The sequence below is a fragment of the Pseudomonas spelaei genome (assembly GCF_009724245.1).
GTDB classification, from domain to species: domain Bacteria; phylum Pseudomonadota; class Gammaproteobacteria; order Pseudomonadales; family Pseudomonadaceae; genus Aquipseudomonas; species Aquipseudomonas spelaei.
Genome location: NZ_WNNK01000043.1, coordinates 1 through 20,498 on the forward strand (window position 1 = coordinate 1; position 20,498 = coordinate 20,498).

Sequence of the window (20,498 nt, forward strand, 5' to 3'; positions counted from 1 at the left end):
CGATAGTTTTAGACCGTTAGCGCTGTTGGAAGGCTTTGGTCCGGACAACGTAAAACCGTTCCACTACCAACTCGACCACCTCGGCACGCCCCAGGAACTGACGAACCCTGATGGCGAAATCGTCTGGTCCGCGCACTACCGCGCCTACGGCCAAATCGCCCGGCTCGACGTCAACACCGTCAGCAACCCGCTGCGTTTCCAGGGTCAATACTTCGACCCGGAAAGCGGACTGCACTACAACCGCCATCGCTACTACAATCCGGACAACGGCCGCTACCTGACCCCCGACCCGGTGAAACTGGCGGGTGGGCTGAACGGATACCAGTACGTGCCCAACCCGACGGGGTGGGTGGATCCGTTGGGGTTGAATACGTGTCCGGGTAAGGATGGGTGTAAGCCGGCCGCAGGGGCTGAAAACCCTCTTACAACGACCACGGTTGACGAGGGACAACCAAAAGCTCCAACGTCTGATAACGTCAAATGGACGGCCCATGGCTACAAGCACAACCCCTCGAAAAAGATGCCTTGGAATGAGATTATCATTACGACAAAATCTGGTCCTGCAAAATACAAACCGGGTCTGGACATTGAGAAACTGGAAAGAGACGCCTACAAAAACGGAGCAGTTGTCACTAATGGAAAACCTTGGAAGGTGATGGAGTACCCTGAGAGTATTGGCGCCAGCGAGGGAAAGTCTAGCCGCTGGATACGCATAGAACTAAGTGCAAAAACCATCCATGGTCATCCGATATCAGAGCAAGAGTTCAGGAGACTGACCAAATGATCTCGTTAGATTTTCTACAGGGTAAAGTCACCCATGATGACCTTTCATTGCTGCTGGATTCTGCGCTTGACGGTCAGACCAACTCTCTGAAGGAGGACATGCTTCAAGTTGAATATCCGGAAGGCCATCTACTTGATGTAGGTTGGTATCCTTCCTTCGACCCCAAAGGGAGTTTTCAGATAAAAGTAATAAAAGACTATGAATGGGATTTCCCGATTCTGGCCTTGACCGCAAATTCGATTGAAAAGCTTAAAGATATACTTTTACTTGCACAAAGCGCGATTTACAAAGGGCCTCAACAACCAGTGCCTCTTTCAACCGCTCGATAGAGCTTTGATAAACGAAGTCAGACCACAATTTTTACTCATTGCCTATTTATTGTGGTCTGACTCCAACTCACGTATTCACAACAAAAAACGGCGAATCCGAAAGATCGAATTCGCCGTTTTTTTGTACCGTCGCTATCAGAAATCGTAACGAGTACTAAACATCACGTTACGTGGATCACCGTAATACATGCTGTAGAAGTTGCTATCCAGGGAGCTGATGTACTTCTTGTCAAACACGTTGTTGACGTTGACGGTACCCGACCACTGTTTGGTCAATTGGTAGCGAGCCATCAGGTTGAACACGGTGTAGTCGTCTTCCTTGGCCTTGACGGTTTTGCCAATCAGGCTCGGGGCTGCGCTGAAGTGGATACCGCTCTGCCAGTTGGCACCGCCACCGATGGTCAGGCGCTCTAGGTCTCCGGACAGTTTGTAGGTGGTCCACAGCTTGAACATGTCGGACGGGATGATGGTGTTGATTCGTTCGTTGTCCGCATCCTTGGTCACGCTGTGGTTGTAGCTGGCGTTCATGTTCCAGTCCGGCATGATTTCGCCGCTCAGCTCCAGATCGACGCCGCGGGTTTTTGCGCCCGTAACCGCCTTGTAGGCCGGGTTGTCGGTGCCGAGCACGTTTTGGCCCACGTCCTGGACCGCCAGGTTGTCCTGTTTGCTTTCGTAAATGGCGATGGCGCTGTTCAGGCGGCCGTTGAAGTACTCGCTCTTGAGGCCCAGCTCGTAGTTGTCGCCATCACGTGGGGACAAGGTCTGGCCGTTGCGGTCGCGTACAGTCTGTGGCTTGAAGATGCTGGTGTAGCTGGCATAGACCGAGTGGTTTTCATTGAGGTCGTAGACGATCCCGGCGTAAGGCGTGACTTTTCCGGAAATCTTGGTGGTGTCGGCGGTGCTGTAAGGGGCATTAGCCGGGGTTTTGAAGTCCAGGCTTGAGTCGTATTTGTAGTTGCTGACGCGTGCGCCGAGGATCACGGCCAAGTCATCTATCGGCTTGAGGCGTACGGCGGCGTAGGTACCGTTCTGACGGAACTTCAGGCGGTCGTCGTCATACGAGCCCCGGGCACCGTAGACCGGTTCGACCGTGTGGTTGTCCCAGGTATAGAGATTGAGTGGCGAACGGTCGCCGCTGAGCGGGTTGGCGCCTTGGCGGTGGTTTTCGTAGTCCTGATAGTTGAAGCCCATCATCAACTCGTGCTCACGCCCTCCCAGTTGGAAGGGGCCCTTGAGCTGTACGTCGAAGCCTTTCTGCTTCTGCGTGGCGTCACCCTTCGTCATGGCGGTGCGCGTGCCGGCACCGGTCTGTTCATTGGCGAAACGGGACGTGCTGAGCATCCGCGAATCATAGTCGCGGGTGTTGTACAGGTAGCTGGCCGAGACTTTCAGACTCCAGTCATACGCGAGTTTTTGCTCGATGCTGGCGAAGGTGGTGGTCGAGTCCTGGCGGTTGGTGCTGTCACCGCTGGCGGCGTTGAAGGAGCGTGACAGGTTGGTCTGCTTGCCGTTGCTGTAGAACAGCGGGATGCCGGTGGTGGAATAACCCTTGGGGTCGTTGTGCAAGTAGTCGACGCCAAAGGTCAGCAGGGTGTCGTCGCTCAGGTCGGCTTCCACGACGCCGTACAGCGAGGTTTTTTCCTGTTTCAGCGCATCCAGGTAGCTATTGCCTTGCTGGTAGGCGGCCACCGCACGGCCACGGATCTTGCCGCTGTCTATCAGTGGGCCGGAGACATCCGCTTCAGTGCGGTACTTGTCCCAGGAGCCCGCTCCCGCGCTGACGTGGCCCTGGAAGGTCTCAGTCGGGCGCTTGCGAATAAAGTTGATGGTACCGGACGGGTCGCCCGCACCAGTCAGCAGGCCGGAAGCACCACGCAGTACTTCAATATGGTCGTAGACCGCCAGGTCCATCAGGTCCTGGGGCAGCGATTGGGTGAAGGAAAAGAGGGTGGTCGGCATGCCATCGTATTGGTAGTTATCAATCTCATAACCACGGGAGAACACATAAAACCGGTCACTACCCAAACTCTGCACGTTAAGCCCAGGCGTCTGTGCCAACACATCATTGACGGTGGTCAGGCTCTGGTCGTCGATGCGCTGGCGAGTCATGACGCTGATGGACTGCGGGGTTTCCCGCAGGCTCAGGTTCATTTTCGTCGCGGTGCTGGTGGAGCCGGTGGTGTAGGAACCGGTGTTTTCGCTGACCGAGCCCAGGCCTTCGCCGGAAATCCGCGTGGCACCCAGTTCCAGCGCGCCAGTCGCACCACGGCTGCTCAACGTCAGGGTATTACCTTCCAGGCTGTAGGCCAGTTTGCTGCCGGTCAGCAGTTGTTCGATACCGGCCTGGGGCGTCAACGCACCGCTCACTGCGCGGCTGCGCAGGCGTTGCACATCATCCGGGCTGTACAGCACTTGCAGGTTGGCTTGTTGGCCGAAGGTCTGCAGGGCGTTAGCCAAGGGCTGGGCCGGGATGTTGAAGTTGAAGGTTTGCGCTTGCACCTGTGCGGCGAAGGGCAGGGCCAGGACCAGGGTGGCGCTCAGCAGACGCGGCTGGAACACGCGGCGCATCTTGAGGGCTTTGGTGAGCGGTGAGAAGGTGTGAATGGCTGACATCATGGGCTCTTAAGTGGCGTTATTTAATGATAGTGATTCGTATTAAGTACCAATAAGACGTTGGTCCCCCCGAAAACCGGAAAGAAAACTTTCACCTCCGGTTTTCAGGTCAGCGCTGTCACGCGGTTTGCAGTTCGGTGGCGACGCGCCCGGCTTCCATGCGCACGATCTGGTCGGCCACATCGAAGTAACGGTCGTCGTGGGAAATCACGATGATGGTCTTGCCCAGGCGCTTGAGGTCGGGCAGCAGCTCGGTATAGAAAATGCGTCGGAAGGTCGGGTCCTGGTCGGCTGCCCATTCGTCGAACACCAGCACTGGGCGCTCTTCCAGCCAGGCGTTGACCAGGGCCAGGCGCTTGCGCTGTCCGGTGGACAGGTCGGTGGTGCTGAACACGCCATCGGTGATGGTGACTTTGTGGCCGATCTCCAGGCGCTTGAGGTAGCGGTCAGCGTCGGCCGGGATCGGCTTGTCGCCCTGGATCACGTCGTCGAACAGGTAGTAGTCGGCAAAAATCGTGGTGAACAGTTGGCGATAGTCGTCGCGGTTTGCCGCCACGATGGCCTGGCCGTTGAGCTCGATGCTGCCTTTTTGCGGAGCGTACAGGCCCAGCAGCAGTTTGATCAGGGTGGTCTTGCCGCAGCCGTTTTCGCCGACGATGAAGGTGATGTCGCCTTGCTCGATCCGCAGGTTGACCGGGCCCAGGTGGAATGGCTCGAAGCCTTCGACGCGGGGGAAGGTGTAGCTGACGTCGGTCAGTTCCAGGCTATGCACCGCCGGGGCGGCAGCGCCCGAGTCACTCAGTAGCAGGTGCGGCTCGGGGGAGGAAAACTGTTTTGACAGCTCGGCAATGCGTCGAAAGGCAATCTGTGCCTTGCTGACGATCGGCAGGGTACTGATCAAGTGTTCCAGCGGGCCTTTCATATACAGCAGTACCAGCACGAAGCCGCTCATCACGGTTTTATCACCGCTGGGCCAGAACGATTGCATGGCCAGGGCCAGGCCGATCACCACGAAAAACAGCATCGAGCCAAAGGCCTTGGCGATGACGAAGGTGTTGATCGAGCGAATCTGGGTCGCGCAGATGCGGTTGGCGGTGTTCTGGATGCCGTTGACGAACATGCGTTGGCGGCGCGGGCGGTGGATGCGCAGTTCCTTGGCACCTTCGGCGATGGCGCTGTAGTTTTTCTGCAACTCATCTTCGGCCTCGCGGGCCGACTCGAAGCCCTGCATACCCCGGGAGCGGGCGATGAACTGCACGGCGGTACCGATCACGATCGCCACCAGCATCATCAGGAACATCGGCCACGACAGCATCGCCAGGTAGCCCAGGCAACCGAGGGTCACGGTCAACGAAATAGCCAGGGGGGCGAAGGCAAAGGCGAAATCGCTGATGGTGTCGACGTCGTGGGTCAGCACCGGGATCAGCCGGTGGCTGCGGTAGCGTTCGATCTGGTCGATGGGCGCGGCCAGTACCTTCTCTCCCAGTTCCCGGCGCAGCTTGGCGATGATGTGTTGGCCGACGTAGTTGGTGCCGATATCGGAGCAGATCGAACTGGCCAGGGCCAGCAGGCACAGGCCGGCGAACAGCAACACCACGGCCTGGGTCAGGCCGCTGTCGGAGTGCAGGGCGTTGTTGATGGTCGCCAGCAGCGCGGTGACGCTGAGGCCGCCGACCATGCCGAGGGCAATCGACAGCGTCACCAGCGGCCAAAAGGGTTTGAGCAGGCCGAAGAGTTCGCTGACGGCGCCGCGAGGTTTGCTGGACATTCAAGTCTCCCGTTTCAGGCTGGGGGGTGAGCACAAGGCAATGCAGGGCGCGGCGTGTGTCAGCGATAGACGGTGGGCCGGGCGCACAGTGCAGGCTTCGATGGGTATCGAGGCGGTTAACCAAAGAACGAGTGGCGGGAGGAGTTATTTAGCGGGGAGGGGGCCGGATCCGAGATCCGCCGTGACAAGATGAACTCTGCTCAGGTTTACTACTCTGTGAGTAACGGTTTTACCGGCCCGGACGCCGTCTCCCTGATACGCGGTCCAGCCGGTCATCAAGGTCACTGAATGGACAAATACACCCCCCACGCCTGGCAACCCCATGAGCGGCCGAGCCTGCCCGGTTCGCCGTCGACACCGCTGCATTCCACTCGTAAACGTTGGGCCTATGCGCTGGTCGGGATATTAGTGGCAATCACCGGCGGCCTCGGTAACGCCTTGGTGGTTGCCAACTTGCCTTACCTGCAAGGTGCTTTGGGCGCTACCACGGCGGAAATGGCCTGGCTGCCCGCCGCTTATGTCATGACCAACGTCTCGATGAACCTGCTGCTGGTGAAGTTTCGCCAGCAGTTCGGGCTGCGGGCGTTTACCGAAGTGTTCCTGATGCTTTATGCCCTGGTGACCTTTGGCCATTTATTCGTCAACGACCTCAGCTCGGCGATTGCCGTGCGGGCCGCCCACGGTATGGTGGGGGCAGCTCTCAGTTCTCTGGGCCTGTATTACATGGTTCAGGCTTTTCCGGCGAAGTGGCGGTTGAAAGCGTTGGTGTTGGGGTTGGGCACGTCGCAGTTGGCGTTGCCGATGGCGCGGATGTTTTCCGAGGATTTGCTGCAAATCGCCGAATGGCGTGGTTTGTACCTGTTCGAACTGGGCATGGCGCTGACCTGCCTGGGCTGTGTGTTCCTGCTCAAGCTGCCGCCGGGTGACCGCTTCAAGACCTTTGAAAAGCTCGACTTCCTGACCTTCGCCTTGCTTGCCGGTGGTGTGGCCCTGCTGTGCGCGGTGCTGTCCCTGGGCAAGATCGACTGGTGGCTGGAGGCGCCGTGGATCGGCGTTGCCTCGGCCTGTTCGCTGGTGTTGATCATGGCCGGGCTGGCCATCGAGCATAACCGCAGCAACCCGATGCTGATGACCCGCTGGCTGGGCAGCGGGGCGATGATTCGCCTGGCCCTGGCGGTGATCCTGATTCGCATGGTGCTGTCGGAGCAGTCCACCGGGGCGGTGGGGTTCCTCCAGGCGCTGAACATGAGCAGCGAGCAAATGCGCACCCTGTACCTGGTGATGTTCCTGGGGGCGATTGCCGGCCTGGCCACCAGTGCGCTGACCATCAACCCGGCGCATTTGTTTATGCCATTGATCATTTCCCTGGCGCTGATGGCGGTGGGTTCGGTGATCGACAGTTTCTCCAGCAACCTGACCCGCCCGCAGAACATGTACATCAGTCAGTTTCTGCTGGGCTTCGGTGGCACCTTCTTTCTTGGCCCGACCATGGTCCTGGGCACCCGCAACGTGCTGACCAACCCCAGGAACCTGGTGAGTTTTTCGGTGCTGTTCGGGATTTGCCAGAGCCTCGGCGGCCTGATCGGTGCGGCGTTGCTCGGCACCTTCCAGGTTGTGCGGGAGAAGTTTCATTCCAGCATGATCGTCGAACACCTGACCTTGATGGACCCACGGGTCGCGGCACGGGTGCAGAGCGGTGGCTCGGCCTACGGTTCGGTGATCGCCGATCCGGAGCTGCGCAACCTGATGGGCATCCGCAGCCTGGCCACGGCGGCCACCCGGGAAGCCAACGTGATGGCTTATAACGATGTGTTCATGCTGATCGCGATCATCGCCATGCTGACCATGATCTGGATCTTCATCCGCAGCCTCTGGCTGATGAGCACCACCAAAAAAGCTGCCGCCAGTGCAGCACCTCCTGTTCAACCTAGCGGTGCACTTTCTTCATGACCGAACCAACCACTACAACCACCAATGCTATCGCCTCGACCCCGGAAGGCACCGCGCCGCCGACTATCCCGGCCACCGAGCCACGTTCCTTGCGGGTGCGGATCATCTCGTCCCTGGGCTTTGCCGCGATTGCCATCATTGGTGTGCTGATCGTGCTGTACGCCTGGCAATTGCCGCCGTTCAGCAGCAATGTGGAAACCACCGAAAACGCCCTGGTGCGCGGCCAGGTGACGATCATCGGCCCGCAGCTCAGCGGTTATGTGTATGAAGTGCCGGTGCAGGACTTCCAGTACGTCAAGGCCGGGGAGTTGCTGGTACGCCTGGACGACCGTATCTACAAGCAGCGCCTGGACCAGGCACTGGCGCAATTGGCCGTGCAGAAGGCGTCACTGGCCAATGTGGTGCAGCAACGCAACAGCGCCGAGGCGACGATCCAGTTGCGTCAGGCTGCGCTCGCCGACAGTCAGGCCCAGGCGCGCAAAAGCACCGCCGACTTGAGCCGCAATGAAGAATTGATCCGCGATGGCTCGGTGTCCAAGCGCGACCTGGACGTGACCCGCGCCGCTAACGCGCAGACCATCGCCGCCGTGGCGCAGGCCCAGGCCAGTCTGGAAATCGCCCGCCAGGACTTGCAGACCGTGATCGTCAATCGCGGCTCCCTCGAAGCGGCCGTGGCCAATGCCGATGCGGCGGTGGAGCTGGCGCGGATCGACCTGTCGAACACCCGGGTTATTGCCCCGCGGGACGGGCAGTTGGGGCAGATTGGCGTACGCCTGGGGGCTTACGTCAACTCCGGCGCTCAGTTGATGGCGTTGGTGCCGAACCAGCTGTGGGTGATTGCCAACATGAAAGAAACCCAGATGGCCAATGTGCAGATCGGCCAGCCGGTGACCTTTACCGTGGATGCCCTGAACCACCGCAAGTTTCACGGCACGGTGCAGCGCATTTCCCCGGCTACCGGTTCCGAGTTCAGTTTGTTGCAGGCGGACAATGCCACCGGCAACTTCGTCAAGATCGCCCAGCGGGTGCCGGTGCGGATTACCGTGGACCCGGATCAGGAGGAGATTGAGCGGCTGCGACCGGGACTGTCGGTGGTGGTGAGTATTGATACGGTGGGCCGCCTCAAAAATACACCGCCCTGACACACCACCGATCAAAATGTGGGAGCTGGCTTGCCTGCGATGCAGACGCCTCGGTGTACCCGTTACACTGAGGAGATGCTATCGCGGGCAAGCCCGGCTCCCACAGGATCTTGTGGTGTTACAGAGGTTGGCATTTCAGGGTGAAGGTCAGTTCTGTCGACTGGCCTTGCTCCAACAGCTTCAGCCCTGGCCGCCCCGGCAGGTGATGAGCATTCACCGGATGACTCACCGGTTCAATGCAGAAAAAGTCCATGCCCGGCGGACAGTACAGCAGATAGACGTCACTCCCTGTGGCCTGGCAGTGCAGCTCATAGCCAAGGTCCGGTTGGCGAATCAGGCAATGCCCGTCCCATTCGCAAAAGCCATTGTTCACCAGGGCCTCAGGCAGTGTATTGGGCTGCCCGAAATTCCATTCGGCGGGCAGCGCGCGGAGTTGGGTGGGCAGGTGAGCCGCATCGCTGAGCCACACCTGCCGCGCACGGGCTTGCAACTGAGTGGCTTGAGTACGAGGCAAAAACGGGTGCAGCCCCAGCCCATGCCAGGTCGCCTGTTCCGCTAGGTGGGTGACCCGTAGCGTGATGCTCAACCTGCCGTCTTTCAGTTGAAAGCGTTGCTCGGCGCGATAAGCGAACGGCGTGCTGCAGTCCAGTCGCAACACCACCTCGTCCTCCGTCTGGCTGACCACGCGCCACGCCTGTTGCCAGGCGCTGCCATGAATCGGCAGGGGATCCGTGGTGCTATTGGGTGCCAATGCCAGCCAACCATCCGGGTTATCAAAACCCCCTTCGGCAATCCGGTTCGACCAGGGCGCCAGTGGGAAACACGCCAGTTTGCCCGGCAGGCCGGTGTCCAACGATTGCTGATCAGTGTGCCGCAGTAACGGCTGGCCGTTGCTGAGCAGGGTCCAGTTGACGATGCAACCGCCCAACTCTGGCGCCAGGGTCAGGCGGGTAAGGTCATCTTTGAGTTCAATCATGGTCGGATTCATGGGCTTTTATAACACCAACCTGGGTAGCTAGAGGATGAAGGGGGACTCCGGCAAACCCTGTACGCCGGGGTTGAGGGCGAATACACCGCCGGCCAGGGACTGTTCGCTGTGGTCGTCGCGGATCGAGGTGACAAACAGCGTGTCCATACGGCTGCCACCGAAGGCACACATGCTCGGCTTTTTCACCGGTACGGCGAGGGAGCGGTCGAGGCGGCCGTTGGGGGTGAAGCGGTGAATCAGCCCGGCGTCATTGCCGCAGATCCAGTAGCCACCCTCGACGTCAACAGCGGCACCGTCGGGGCGGCCCGGCAGTGAGCGCATGTCGACGAACAGCCGCCGGTTGGAAGGCGTGCCGCTGTCGATGTCGTAGTCGAAGGCCCAGATTTGCTGGCTCAGTGGGTGTGAATCCGAGAGGTACATCGTCCGCCCATCTGGGCTGAACGCCAGGCCGTTGGGGGTGATGAGACCGTTCAGTCGAGCGTGGGCGGCCTTCCCGGTTTCGTAGCGATAAAGCGCGCCTGCTGCGGCATTGGCGCCCATGTCCAGCACCATGCTGCCGGCCCAGAATCGTCCTTGCCGATCACAACGGCCATCGTTCAGGCGCATGCCCGGGCGAGCATGTTCGACGGTCGCCAGCGACGTGGTATCGAGGCTGCCGTCGTTGTGGGGCGTCAGGTGGAAAAAGCCGGTTTGCAGGCCCGCCACCCAATTGCCGGCGTTGGTGCGAGCGATGCAAGCGAGCATTTGTGGGGCTTTCCAGGCGTGCACATAGCCCCTGGCGGCGTCCCAGCGTTGCAGGCTGCCATTGGGGATATCCACCCAGTACAGGGCATTTTCTTCAGGGACCCAGACCGGGCATTCACCCACCGCGTTGCGCGCATCGACAATCAATTCAGCCGGCATGGCAACTCACTCCATTGGGTTGATGTGCGTTCAGTTGCCGAACGGGCCGGCGGCACAGAAGGCACCACCCTGGTAGATCCGGGCCGGATCATCGGCGGCAGGCATCGGTTGCGCCTCGACCTGTTTGCGAAACACCTCGGAGCTGTCCCGGGGGGCAAAACCCAGATGGGCGGCGAAGCGGTTGTCCCACCACACCTTGAGGTTGTCGGACATGCCGTAGACCACTGTGTGGCCAACGTTCGGGGTATACAGTGCGCGCTCCAGCAGTTGCGTGAGGTCGTCGAAGCTCAACCAGGTGCTCATCATCCGGCGGTTTTGTGGCTCGGGGAACGAAGAGCCGATGCGGATGCTGACGGTCTCGATGCCATAACGGTCGAAATAGAAGCTGGCCATGTCTTCGCCGTAGGACTTGGACAGGCCGTAGTAGCTGTCCGGGCGGCGCGGGGAGCGGGCGTCGAGGGTTTCGTCCTGTTTATGGAAGCCGATGACATGGTTGGAACTGGCGAAGATCACCCGCTTTACGCCGTGGCGCCGCGCTGCTTCATAGATATGGAAGACGCCACAGATATTGGCGCCAAGGACTTCTTCAAACGGCCGCTCAACCGAGACACCGCCGAAATGCAGGATGGCGTCGACACCTTCCACCAATTGATGCACGGCCTGTTTGTCTGAGAGATCACAGGCCAGCACTTCTTCGTGGGGATCCTTCGCCGGTGCCATGTCGGCGATATCCGACAGGCGCAGCACCTTGGCATAAGGACGCAGGCGTTCACGCAGGACCTTGCCCAGGCCGCCAGCGGCACCGGTGAGCAGTAGGCGGTTGAAGGGAGCGGGGGCGGTTGGAGTGGTAGTCATGAAGGGCCCATTATTGTTGTTCGGCTCGTTGTAGGTTGTCGTACGACTGTGCGGGAGTATCGTTAGGGACTCCTGTGCTTGTCAACGCGAGATTGGGGTGAACGATCGAGGGTTATGCCATGACGTTGGCGAGTGCCACGTCAGTTCTAGCCGGCCATGACCATGGGGGGCAAGGTGCCGAGCAGGGAAACGGCCGCTACTGCTGCAATACCCAATAACCCTTCCAGCACCACACTGGTTTTCAAGGTGCCCAGTCGTTGCTCGCAGTCCTCGATCCGCAGTCGGTTGAACAAGGCCAACGCCAGCATGGCGCCCACCAGCATCACCTTGATCAGCAGAATCAGGGCAAAGCCGCTGAACAGTGGGGTCGGCCAGAGCTGCCCCGTGAGCACACGAACGTTGATCAAACCCGTCACCAGCAAGCCAGTCACCAGGCCGTAGCCGACACCGCTGAAACGCTTGAGGATGGGCGCCGGGGTGAAGCGCCCAGGTTGACGCAGGATCAACACCAGCAACAGCAAACCGCCAAGCCAGGCGCCGACACACACCAGGTGCACCACCTGATTGAGGATCAGCAGTTGCCCGCTGAGGCCATCGAGCATGGCGCCATGCCCCACCGGTGCCAGGGTCGCCAGCAGCAGCGCGCTCAATGGCAGGCGCAGGGCGGTCCAGGGCGTCATCAGGCCGAGCACCAGCAACAGGTTCAGCAGCAGGTGCCAGGTCCAGACCTGACCGAAAAAGGTCTTGCCCAGCACCAACTGCACAGTCGGCCACTGCAGCGCCGCCGACCAGTCGCCCGCCATGCTGGCAGTGATCAGCAGCAGCCAGGCCACCCCGGACCCAAGTGCCAGCCAGGCCAGTCCCCGGGTGATGGCGTGCAACTGTCGGTCCAGCAACGGTTGCGGTTCAGCGCCCAGCAGCCAGGGCCTGAAGACACAGGCCCCGAACATCAGCAACACGACGATGAAATGCAGGAAACGGCACAGGACCAACAGATCCGCCATGGTTTATTGGCCGACCTTGAAGCTGTAGCTGCCTTCGCTCTTGTGGGTGTCCACCGAAACGGCGTGCCACTCGACTTTGTAAGTGCCGGCGGCCAGCGGCGCGGCCGGGGTCACTACCAGGACTTTTTTGTCGGTGTCCGGGGTTTCCAGGCCCTTGACGGCTACTTCGGTGCCGTCCTTGCTCAGGGAGACTTTGGTGAAGGTGGCTTCGACGCCTTCGGTGAACGTCAGGCGCAGGTCACTGGGTGCCGCAACGGTGCTGTCAGCCGCCGGCGTCGAGCTTTTCAGGTGAGCGTGGGCAAAGGCTGCGGAGGCGCCCAGCAGGGAGGCCAGCAGGGCAAGGGTCGTCAGGGTTTTCTTGATCAACATTGTTCAATACCTTCAGGTGAGTGTCAGTCGTTCGGTAAAGCCATGTGCAACAAGGGAAAGGGTTTGCCCTCGCCATCGAGGGGCGAGCGGCCGGTCTGGATAAAACCATAGTGCAGGTAAAAGCCCACGGCTTGCGGGTTTTGCTCATTGACATCGACGCTCAGGGTGCCGTGCCGACGGCGGGCGTGGTCGAGCAACTGGCGACCAACACCTTGGCCACGCCGGTCCGGGTCGATAAACAGCATTTCTACATTGTGCCCGCCGGTGGCGATATAGCCGGCAATGCCGTGGTGCTCTTCATACACCCAGATATCGAGCGCCGGCAGCGGCAGGTAACTGTCCCGGACGAGGGGCAGCAGGTATTGGATGTCGTCTTCGCAAAGAAAATCATGAGTGGCTCGCACCGAACGTTCCCACAATGCAGCAAGCACAGGGTCGTCGGAGGCCACACGCTGTCGAATAGCCATGGGGCAGAATCCTTCGTGGGGAGGGCGATCCTAACCAATCCGATTTGTACGGGAAAGGCTCTTGTACGAAGTTTCATTGTGGTGTGTCGCCGTGATCTAGAGCCGATGGTAGTCTTGAGTCCATATCGTTGTCAGGGAGCCCTCATGGGCAATCACAAGATCGGGATTCGTCGGGTCAACGTCGAAAAAATTCTATTGGCAGCGGAAAAGGTCTTCGCGGAAAAGGGCTATGGCAGCACCGCCATGGCCGACATTGCTGAGGAAGTGCAACTGCCGCGTTCCAACCTGCATTACTACTTCAGCACCAAGAGCGAGCTGTACAGCGCGGTGCTGTTCGACCTGCTGGAAGTGTGGAAACAGGACGCGCTGTGCTTCGAGATGTTCGACGACCCGCGGGTGGTGCTCAGCAGCTACATCCGCGCCAAGATGCAGCATTCCCGTAGCCGACCGTATGGCTCGAAAGTCTGGGCCAACGAAATCATCCATGGCGCCCCGACCCTCGGTGAGGCACTGGACGTCAGCCTGTACGACTGGGCCAAGATGAAGGAAGCGAAGATTCGCCAGTGGGTGGAAGACAAACGCATCCTGCCGGTGGAACCGTCGAGCTTGCTGTACATGATCTGGGCGTCGACCCAGCACTATGCCGACTTTGATCATCAGGTGATGATTTTGAATGAGCACCAGCCGTTGTCGGACATGCAGTTCGAACGGGCGGTGCAGACGGTGACGAGTGTGATTTTGCGGGGGATTGGGTTGGAGCCTTGAGCCTTCTTGAGGTTTGTAGTGCCTGCGCCGGCCTCATCGCGGGCAAGCCCGGCTCCCACAGTGGGCCGGGTTGTTCTGTCGAACACTGATCAAATGTGGGAGCCGGCTTGCCTGCGATAGTGATTTTCCCGGTGCTACACGGCTTCCCGGTACGGATTCCTCGGATCCTGCGTCCAATTCAAAAACGGCTTGCCCGTGTCCACCGCCACCATCTCGATGCAATCCGCCACCGGACAGGTGATCTGGCACAAGTTACAGCCCACGCACTCATCATCGATCACCTCGTACTTATGCGTGCCATCCGCCTGCTTCAAACTGGCAATCGCCTGGTGCGAGGTATCTTCACAGGCAATATGACAGCGCCCGCAGCCAATACACGCTGCCTGATCAATCTTGGCGATCACCTGATAGTTGATGTCCAGGTACTTCCAGTCCGTGGTATTGCCCACCGCTCGCCCGGAAAATTCCTGCAAGCTGCTGTAACCCTGACTGTCCATCCACCGCGACAGCCCGTCCTTCATCTCCTCGACAATCCGAAAACCATGCAGCATCGCCGCCGTGCACACCTGCACCGCACCGCAGCCCAGGGCCACGAATTCTGCGGCATCTCGCCAATTGCCAATGCCACCAATCCCACAAATCGGCAGGCCTTGTGTCTGTGGATCACGGGCGATTTCCGCCACCATGTTCAAGGCAATCGGCTTGACCGCCGAGCCGCAGTAACCGCCGTGAGTGCTTTGGGTGCCAACCATCGGCAGGGCGACCATGCGCTCCAGGTCAACGCTGGTGATGGAGTTGATGGTGTTGATCAGCGACACCGCATCGGCACCGCCGCGATAGGCCGCACGCGCCGCGACGCGGATGTCGGTGATGTTGGGTGTGAGCTTGACGATCACCGGCAGCGAACAGTAGGTCTTGCACCAGCGCGTCACCTGTTCCACATACTCCGGCACCTGGCCCACCGCCGCGCCCATGCCGCGTTCCGGCATGCCGTGGGGGCAACCGAAGTTCAGCTCGATGCCGTCGCAGCCGGTGGCCTCCACCAGCGGCAGGATGTGTTTCCACGATTCTTCAACGCACGGCACCATCAGCGACACGATCAGTGCACGGTCCGGCCAATCCTTTTTCACCTGGGTGATTTCCCGCAGGTTGATCTCCAGGGAACGGTCGGTGATCAGCTCGATATTGTTGATGCCCAGCACTTCGCGGTTGGCGCCAAAGTGTGCCGAGTAGCGCGACGAGACGTTGACCGCTGCCGGGTCCTCGCCGAGGGTTTTCCAGACCACGCCGCCCCAGCCCGCTTCAAAGGCACGTACCACGTTGTAAGCCTTGTCGGTGGGCGGGGCGGAGGCCAGCCAGAATGGATTGGGGGCTTTGATACCGGCGAAGACAATCGAGAGATCGGCCATTACGCAGCCTCCACATTGAGCATGAGTTGGGTGTGCATGGCTTCGGCCGCCAGCTTGCCGTGTTGCACCGCCTGGACGGTCAGGTCCTGGCCGAGGCTGACGCAGTCACCACCGGCATAGACGCCAGGAATGCTGGTACGCAGTTGTTCATCGACGAAGATACGGTCGCCCACCCGTTGCAGTTCGTGGGCCAATGGGTCGTGCAGCGCCTCTTCATCGAAGCCTTGGCCGATGGCCTTGAAAATCCCATCGGCCGCCAGCTCAAAGGTCTCGCCGGTGGCCTGCAGTCGGCCGTTGTCCATTCGTGTGCGGGCAAAGCGCATGCCGCGCACACGGCCCTGATCGTCCAGCAGCACTTCTTCGGGCTGCGCCCAGGTGAGCAGACGCACCTGATTGGCCTTGGCAATGTCCTGCTCGTGGTTAGTGGCACCCATTTCGCTGAGGCCACGGCGGTACACCAGATTCACATCACGGGCGCCGAGGCGGGCCATTTGCACGGCCATGTCGATGGCGGTGTTGCCGGCACCGAGCACGATGCAGCGGTCGGCCAGCGGTAGCTGGCTGAGGTCATCGGCCTGGCGCAGTTCGCGGATGTAGTCGGTGGCGGCGAGCAGGCCGGGCGCATCTTCGTGAGGCAAACCCAATTGCTTGCTGGCCGCCAGGCCAAGGCCCAGGAATACCGCGTCGAATTGCTGGTGCAGGTCGCTCAGGGTCAGGTTGTCCCCCAGGCGTTGGCCGTGACGGATTTCGATGCCGCCGATTTGCAGGAGAAAATCCAGCTCCTTCTGGGCGAAGTCATCCACCAGCTTGTACTTGGCGATCCCGTATTCATTCAGGCCACCGGCTTTCTCCCGGGCTTCAAAAATCACCACGTCATGACCATGCAAGGCGCTGCGATGCGCGCAGGACAATCCGGCAGGGCCCGCGCCCACTACTGCGATGCGCTTGCCAGTAGGTGCGGCGCGTTTGAACGGGTGTTCGCTGAAGTGCGCGTTGTCCACCGCATAGCGCTGCAACAGGCCGATCAGCACGGGGGCGCATTCTTCGGCGTTGTTACGCACACAGGCTTGCTGGCAGAGGATTTCCGTCGGGCACACCCGGGCGCAGCTGCCGCCGAGAATGTTGGCTGAGAGAATCTTCTGCGCCGCGCCCTGGACGTTTTCGGTGTGGATATTGCGGATGAACGATGGAATGTCGATCTCGCTGGGGCACGCATTGATGCACGGCGCGTCGTAGCAATAGAGGCAACGCGAGGCTTCAAGCTGTGCTTGCCGGGCATTGAGCGGCGGCGCCAGGTCGGTGAAGTGGGCGGCGAGGGTTGCCGCATCTTCATGGGGGTGTGGAAGATGGTTCAGGGTCTGGATCACGGTAATGGCCTCACGGTTTTGAGGTGCTGCCTCTGATGGGCAGTGGTTTTGTGTTGTCTGCACTGGCCTCATCGCAGGCAAGCCAGCTCCCACAGGGGAATGCATTTCAAATGTGGGAGCCGGGCTTGCCCGCGATAGGCCGAAGGCCGCTTTCAGCGTTTCACCGCAACCGGCCTGGAATACTCCGCCCGCTTGCTCAACTGCTCAAACACCGACGGATACGCCGGCCGCTCCACATACCTCCCGGCCCCACGCTCCGCCCGCAAATCCCCATTGGCCCAGACCAGCTTGCCCTGGCTGACGGTATGGCTCGGCACGCCGCGCACGGTCTTGCCTTCGAAGATGTTGAAGTCCACTTGCTGATGGTGGGTCTTCGCGGAAATGGTCCGTGTACCCTGGGGATCCCACAGCACCAGGTCGGCATCGGCACCGACCCGGATCGCACCCTTGCGCGGATAGAGGTTGAAGATCTTCGCGGTGTTGGTGGAGGTCAGCGCGACAAACTCCTGCATCGACAAACGCCCGGTATTGACCCCTTCATCCCACAACAGCGCCATGCGGTCTTCAATACCCGCAGTGCCGTTGGGAATCTTGCTGAAGTCGTCACGGCCAGCAGCTTTTTGCTCGGCGCAGAAGCAGCAATGGTCGGTGGCGGTGGTGTGCAGGTTGCCCGATTGCAGGCCATGCCACAGCGCCTCCTGGTGCCCACGGGGACGGAAGGGTGGGCTCATCACATAGCCTGCGGCGGTTTGCCAGTCGGGGTGTTGGTAGACGCTGTCGTCCAGCAGCAAATGCCCGGCCAGCACTTCGCCGTAGACCGGTTGGCCTTTACTGCGGGCGTAGGTGATTTCGTCCAGCGCTTCTTTGGTGGAAACGTGTACCAGGTACAGCGGCGTACCGATGGTTTCAGCAATGCGAATCGCACGGCTGGCCGCTTCGCCCTCGACTTGTGAAGGACGCGACAACGGATGCGCTTCCGGCCCCGTAATGCCCTGGGCCATCAGCTTGCGTTGCAGGTGATAGACCAGTTCGCCGTTTTCGGCATGTACCGTGGGTATCGCACCCAATTCCAGGCAACGCTCAAAGCTCGCTACCAACGTGTCGTCGGCCGCCATGATCGCGTTCTTGTAGGCCATGAAGTGCTTGAAGCTGTTGATGCCGTGATGGCTGACCAGTTCGGCCATTTCCTCGCGAACCTGTTCGCTCCACCAGGTAATGGCGACGTGAAAACCATAGTCAGAGGCTGACTTTTCGGCCCAGCCACGCCATTGGTGAAAGGCTTCCAGCAGGGATTGCTGCGGGTTGGGAATCACAAAGTCGATGATCGACGTAGTGCCGCCCGCCAGACCTGCCGCCGTGCCACTGAAAAAATCTTCACTGGCCACGGTACCCATGAAGGGCAGTTGCATGTGGGTATGGGGATCGATGCCGCCGGGCATCAAGTATTGACCGCTGCCGTCGAGTACCTCGGCACCTGCCGGAATATCCAGATCAGTGCCAATAGCGCGGATTAGACCCTCGAAGCACAAGACATCGGCTCGGTAACTTTCATCATGGGTAATAACGGTGGCGCCACGGATCAACAGAGACATGTCGAGTTCCTCACGGGCTTGACCGGCTTGTGCCAGTTCTAAGTGTTGTAATACATCGCGCCGCAGGTCGGTTAATTCCTGTCAGCGGTGACAGGAATAGAAACTAGCCCGAGTTTTTCGAATGAGCAAGAATAATTTTTATAAGCTTATATTCTTAATAACATACTGATTTAAAACAATAAAAAATAAAAATCACCAAAATGTAGCGACCATTCACCATTTTGACGCACTTGACAGGTTCCCAATATAAGCAACATTTCTTATTGCAAATCAGACGCTTGAGACGTGCCTCTTGACGAGGCCGGGAAATAAAAATAATTGTGTCGCACCAGATTGAGTCCTGATGGTTCGGACAACTTCTGCGTTATTTGGCCTGAGTAACGCTGAAAGTACCGAGGGACTTATCGGTCGATACTATAAAGCTGATAAACATCAGCGAGTTATAGGTGCGGTGCGGACACGGTTGCGGCTGGCGGCACGGTTATTGAGTGCAGTGGCGGTTGGCCGGGTCCGTGATGTCATGTTGTCAACGAGGTACTCCGGCCATCCTGCGCGTGTTGCGGGATGAGCAAAAATAATTCGAAAAAACCGTGGAGCGGCCATGCAACAGAACAGATCGCAAGTCACCGAACGCGACGGCCTGTATGAACTCGACGCCGGCCCCGACGTCCTCGACAGCCCTCGTTACAACCACGATATCGCACCGACCAAGGTGCACGAACGAACCTGGAACAAGTGGCACATCACCGCGCTGTGGATCGGCATGTCGATCTGTGTGCCGACCTACACCCTGGGCGGTGTGCTGACCGCCTATTTCGGTTTGTCGGTGGGAGAAGCACTGCTGGCGATTCTGCTGGCCAACCTGGTCGTGCTTATCCCCCTGACCCTCAACGCCTTCGCCGGCACCAAGTACGGCATTCCGTTCCCGGTGTTGTTGCGCTCCTCCTTCGGGGTGATCGGCTCCAATGTGCCGTGCCTGATCCGTGCCCTGGTGGCGTGCGGATGGTTCGGTATCCAGACTATGTTTGGCGGGCTGGCGATCCACCTGTTTCTCGGCTCGATTTTCGAAGGCTGGAAGTCATTGGGCGGCACCGGTGAAGTGATCGGCTTCATGATTTTCTGGACCCTGAACCTGTGGGTGGTGTTACGCGGCGCCGAGTCGATCAAGTGGCTGGAAACCCTGTCTGCACCGTTGCTGGTGGCCGTGGGAATCGGCCTGCTGGTATGGGCTTTGCCTAATGTTTCCCTGACGGAACTGATGGCGATTCCACCCAAGCGGCCGGAGGGCGCCAGTGTCACCAGTTACTTCATGGCCGGGCTGACGGCGATGGTCGGTTTTTGGGCCACCTTGTCGTTGAACATTCCCGACTTCAGTCGCTATGCCAAAAGCCAGAAGGACCAGATCCTCGGGCAGATTTTCGGCTTGCCGCTGACCATGTTCCTGTTCGCCGCCCTCGGCGTGATCATGACCGCAGCTTCAGTAAAACTGGTGGGCGTCAGCGTCTCCGATCCCGTGACGCTGATCGGTCATATCCAGAGCCCGGGGTGGGTGGCCGTGGCCATGGCACTGATCATCATCGCCACCTTGTCCACCAACACGGCGGCGAACATCGTCTCTCCCACCAACGACTTCCAGAACATCGCCCCCAAGCTGATCAACCGCACCACGGCAGTGATCCTCACCGGGCTGGTCGGGCTGGCGCTGATGGGCCATGAACTGCTGAAGAAGCTGGGGCTGATCGTCTCCAACGTCAGCCTGGAAACGGTCTATTCCAACTGGCTGCTGGGCTACTCAAGCCTCCTGGGGCCGATTGCCGGGATCATGGTGGTGGACTATTTCATCATCAAGAAACAGCAACTGGACCTGGCCGGTTTGTACCGTGACGACGTGTACCCGGCATGGAACTGGTATGGCTTTATCGCCTTCGGTGTGCCGGTGGTGCTGACGTTGTTGTCACTGGGCAGTGATGCATTCAGCTGGTTCTACAGCTACGGCTGGTTCACCGGCTCGGCGCTGGGCGGGTTGTTGTATTACGGCCTGTGCATGAAGCGCGGGGCCAGCCCGGTTGCTGTGAAAACACCCTTGTGAACACGGTCAATGTGGGAGCTGGCTTGCCTGCGATGGCATCGCCTCGGTGTAACTGAAGTACCGAGCTGCCCGCATCGCAGGCAAGCCAGCTCCCACATTTGATC

17 protein-coding genes are annotated in these 20,498 nt (G+C 59.7%); 6 read left to right on the forward strand and 11 right to left on the reverse strand.

Translation table 11 applies throughout. The annotated features are described in order from the left end of the window. The coding region (locus GNF76_RS28150) for an RHS repeat domain-containing protein (protein ID WP_178123636.1) at positions 1-784 on the forward strand (784 nt) is incomplete at its 5' end. Continuing rightward, on the forward strand, positions 781-1,113 hold the full coding sequence (locus tag GNF76_RS28155) for a hypothetical protein (protein ID WP_155586324.1): 333 nt from the start codon (positions 781-783) through the stop codon (positions 1,111-1,113). The genes GNF76_RS28150 and GNF76_RS28155, both read left to right, overlap by 4 nt. Before the next feature lie 135 nt (positions 1,114-1,248). On the opposite strand, the gene GNF76_RS28160 is transcribed toward GNF76_RS28155, so the two are convergent. Continuing rightward, on the reverse strand, positions 1,249-3,726 hold the full coding sequence (locus GNF76_RS28160; RefSeq protein ID WP_246212025.1) for a TonB-dependent siderophore receptor: 2,478 nt from the start codon (positions 3,724-3,726) through the stop codon (positions 1,249-1,251). Between the two features lie 118 nt (positions 3,727-3,844). Further along, a complete protein-coding gene (locus GNF76_RS28165) occupies positions 3,845-5,494 on the reverse strand; it encodes a cyclic peptide export ABC transporter (RefSeq protein ID WP_155586325.1) in 1,650 nt (549 codons plus the stop codon). Between the two features lie 288 nt (positions 5,495-5,782). Here GNF76_RS28165 and GNF76_RS28170 point away from each other — a divergent pair, with 288 nt between their 5' ends. After that, positions 5,783-7,444, forward strand: a complete 1,662-nt coding sequence (locus GNF76_RS28170; protein ID WP_155586326.1) for an MFS transporter — start codon at positions 5,783-5,785, stop codon at positions 7,442-7,444. Further along, the gene (locus GNF76_RS28175; protein ID WP_155586327.1) at positions 7,441-8,586 is read left to right on the forward strand and encodes an HlyD family secretion protein; all 1,146 of its coding nucleotides are present in this window, start codon (positions 7,441-7,443) and stop codon (positions 8,584-8,586) included. Before GNF76_RS28170 ends, GNF76_RS28175 begins: the two co-directional genes overlap by 4 nt. A gap of 118 nt (positions 8,587-8,704) precedes the next feature. Here the strand turns inward: GNF76_RS28175 and GNF76_RS28180 are convergent, their stop codons facing one another. The 6 genes from GNF76_RS28180 to GNF76_RS28205 all read right to left on the reverse strand — a co-directional run bounded on the left by GNF76_RS28180 (position 8,705) and on the right by GNF76_RS28205 (position 13,172). Next, complete coding sequence (locus GNF76_RS28180; protein WP_155586328.1) at positions 8,705-9,574, reverse strand: aldose 1-epimerase; 870 nt, start codon at positions 9,572-9,574, stop codon at positions 8,705-8,707. A gap of 27 nt (positions 9,575-9,601) precedes the next feature. Then, entirely contained in the window at positions 9,602-10,477 is an 876-nt protein-coding gene (locus GNF76_RS28185; RefSeq protein WP_155586329.1) for an SMP-30/gluconolactonase/LRE family protein, read from the reverse strand. A 30-nt stretch (positions 10,478-10,507) separates the two neighbouring features. Continuing rightward, the gene (locus tag GNF76_RS28190) at positions 10,508-11,332 is read right to left on the reverse strand and encodes an NAD-dependent epimerase/dehydratase family protein (protein ID WP_155586330.1); all 825 of its coding nucleotides are present in this window, start codon (positions 11,330-11,332) and stop codon (positions 10,508-10,510) included. 146 nt (positions 11,333-11,478) lie between these two features. Next, positions 11,479-12,336, reverse strand: a complete 858-nt coding sequence (gene copD / locus GNF76_RS28195) for a copper homeostasis membrane protein CopD (RefSeq protein ID WP_155586331.1) — start codon at positions 12,334-12,336, stop codon at positions 11,479-11,481. A 3-nt stretch (positions 12,337-12,339) separates the two neighbouring features. Beyond that, on the reverse strand, positions 12,340-12,705 hold the full coding sequence (copC, locus tag GNF76_RS28200) for a copper homeostasis periplasmic binding protein CopC (RefSeq protein ID WP_155586332.1): 366 nt from the start codon (positions 12,703-12,705) through the stop codon (positions 12,340-12,342). A 23-nt stretch (positions 12,706-12,728) separates the two neighbouring features. Next, positions 12,729-13,172: an acetyltransferase gene (locus GNF76_RS28205; RefSeq protein WP_155586333.1), complete on the reverse strand. Its 444-nt coding sequence runs from the start codon at positions 13,170-13,172 to the stop codon at positions 12,729-12,731. A 144-nt stretch (positions 13,173-13,316) separates the two neighbouring features. On the opposite strand from GNF76_RS28205, the gene GNF76_RS28210 reads away from it, so the two are divergent. Continuing rightward, positions 13,317-13,937 carry a TetR/AcrR family transcriptional regulator gene (locus GNF76_RS28210; RefSeq protein ID WP_154744911.1) on the forward strand — a complete coding sequence of 207 codons (621 nt, stop codon included), beginning with the start codon at positions 13,317-13,319 and terminating at the stop codon, positions 13,935-13,937. Positions 13,938-14,071: 134 nt separating this feature from the next. Here the strand turns inward: GNF76_RS28210 and preA are convergent, their stop codons facing one another. From preA to hydA, 3 genes are all read right to left on the reverse strand, one after another. After that, a complete protein-coding gene (gene preA / locus GNF76_RS28215) occupies positions 14,072-15,346 on the reverse strand; it encodes an NAD-dependent dihydropyrimidine dehydrogenase subunit PreA (RefSeq protein ID WP_155586334.1) in 1,275 nt (424 codons plus the stop codon). After that, a complete protein-coding gene (locus tag GNF76_RS28220; protein WP_178123637.1) occupies positions 15,346-16,713 on the reverse strand; it encodes an FAD-dependent oxidoreductase in 1,368 nt (455 codons plus the stop codon). The genes preA and GNF76_RS28220 overlap by 1 nt, the downstream gene beginning before the upstream one ends. Positions 16,714-16,865: 152 nt before the next feature. After that, the gene (gene hydA, locus GNF76_RS28225) at positions 16,866-18,305 is read right to left on the reverse strand and encodes a dihydropyrimidinase (RefSeq protein ID WP_155586335.1); all 1,440 of its coding nucleotides are present in this window, start codon (positions 18,303-18,305) and stop codon (positions 16,866-16,868) included. Between the two features lie 601 nt (positions 18,306-18,906). Here hydA and GNF76_RS28230 point away from each other — a divergent pair. Next, entirely contained in the window at positions 18,907-20,394 is a 1,488-nt protein-coding gene (locus tag GNF76_RS28230; RefSeq protein ID WP_155586336.1) for an NCS1 family nucleobase:cation symporter-1, read from the forward strand. The last annotated feature ends 104 nt before the right edge of the window (positions 20,395-20,498 follow it).

Excerpts from the sequence above, each read along its gene's own strand:
- GNF76_RS28155 (WP_155586324.1), top strand. The coding sequence starts at position 781 with ATGATCTCGTTAGATTTTCTACAGGGTAAAGTCACCCATGATGACCTT.
- GNF76_RS28160 (WP_246212025.1), bottom strand. The coding sequence starts at position 3,726 with ATGTCAGCCATTCACACCTTCTCACCGCTCACCAAAGCCCTCAAGATG.
- GNF76_RS28165 (WP_155586325.1), bottom strand. The coding sequence starts at position 5,494 with ATGTCCAGCAAACCTCGCGGCGCCGTCAGCGAACTCTTCGGCCTGCTC.
- GNF76_RS28170 (WP_155586326.1), top strand. The coding sequence starts at position 5,783 with ATGGACAAATACACCCCCCACGCCTGGCAACCCCATGAGCGGCCGAGC.
- GNF76_RS28175 (WP_155586327.1), top strand. The coding sequence starts at position 7,441 with ATGACCGAACCAACCACTACAACCACCAATGCTATCGCCTCGACCCCG.
- GNF76_RS28180 (WP_155586328.1), bottom strand. The coding sequence starts at position 9,574 with ATGAATCCGACCATGATTGAACTCAAAGATGACCTTACCCGCCTGACC.
- GNF76_RS28185 (WP_155586329.1), bottom strand. The coding sequence starts at position 10,477 with ATGCCGGCTGAATTGATTGTCGATGCGCGCAACGCGGTGGGTGAATGC.
- GNF76_RS28190 (WP_155586330.1), bottom strand. The coding sequence starts at position 11,332 with ATGACTACCACTCCAACCGCCCCCGCTCCCTTCAACCGCCTACTGCTC.
- copD (WP_155586331.1), bottom strand. The coding sequence starts at position 12,336 with ATGGCGGATCTGTTGGTCCTGTGCCGTTTCCTGCATTTCATCGTCGTG.
- copC (WP_155586332.1), bottom strand. The coding sequence starts at position 12,705 with ATGTTGATCAAGAAAACCCTGACGACCCTTGCCCTGCTGGCCTCCCTG.
- GNF76_RS28205 (WP_155586333.1), bottom strand. The coding sequence starts at position 13,172 with ATGGCTATTCGACAGCGTGTGGCCTCCGACGACCCTGTGCTTGCTGCA.
- GNF76_RS28210 (WP_154744911.1), top strand. The coding sequence starts at position 13,317 with ATGGGCAATCACAAGATCGGGATTCGTCGGGTCAACGTCGAAAAAATT.
- preA (WP_155586334.1), bottom strand. The coding sequence starts at position 15,346 with ATGGCCGATCTCTCGATTGTCTTCGCCGGTATCAAAGCCCCCAATCCA.
- hydA (WP_155586335.1), bottom strand. The coding sequence starts at position 18,305 with ATGTCTCTGTTGATCCGTGGCGCCACCGTTATTACCCATGATGAAAGT.
- GNF76_RS28230 (WP_155586336.1), top strand. The coding sequence starts at position 18,907 with ATGCAACAGAACAGATCGCAAGTCACCGAACGCGACGGCCTGTATGAA.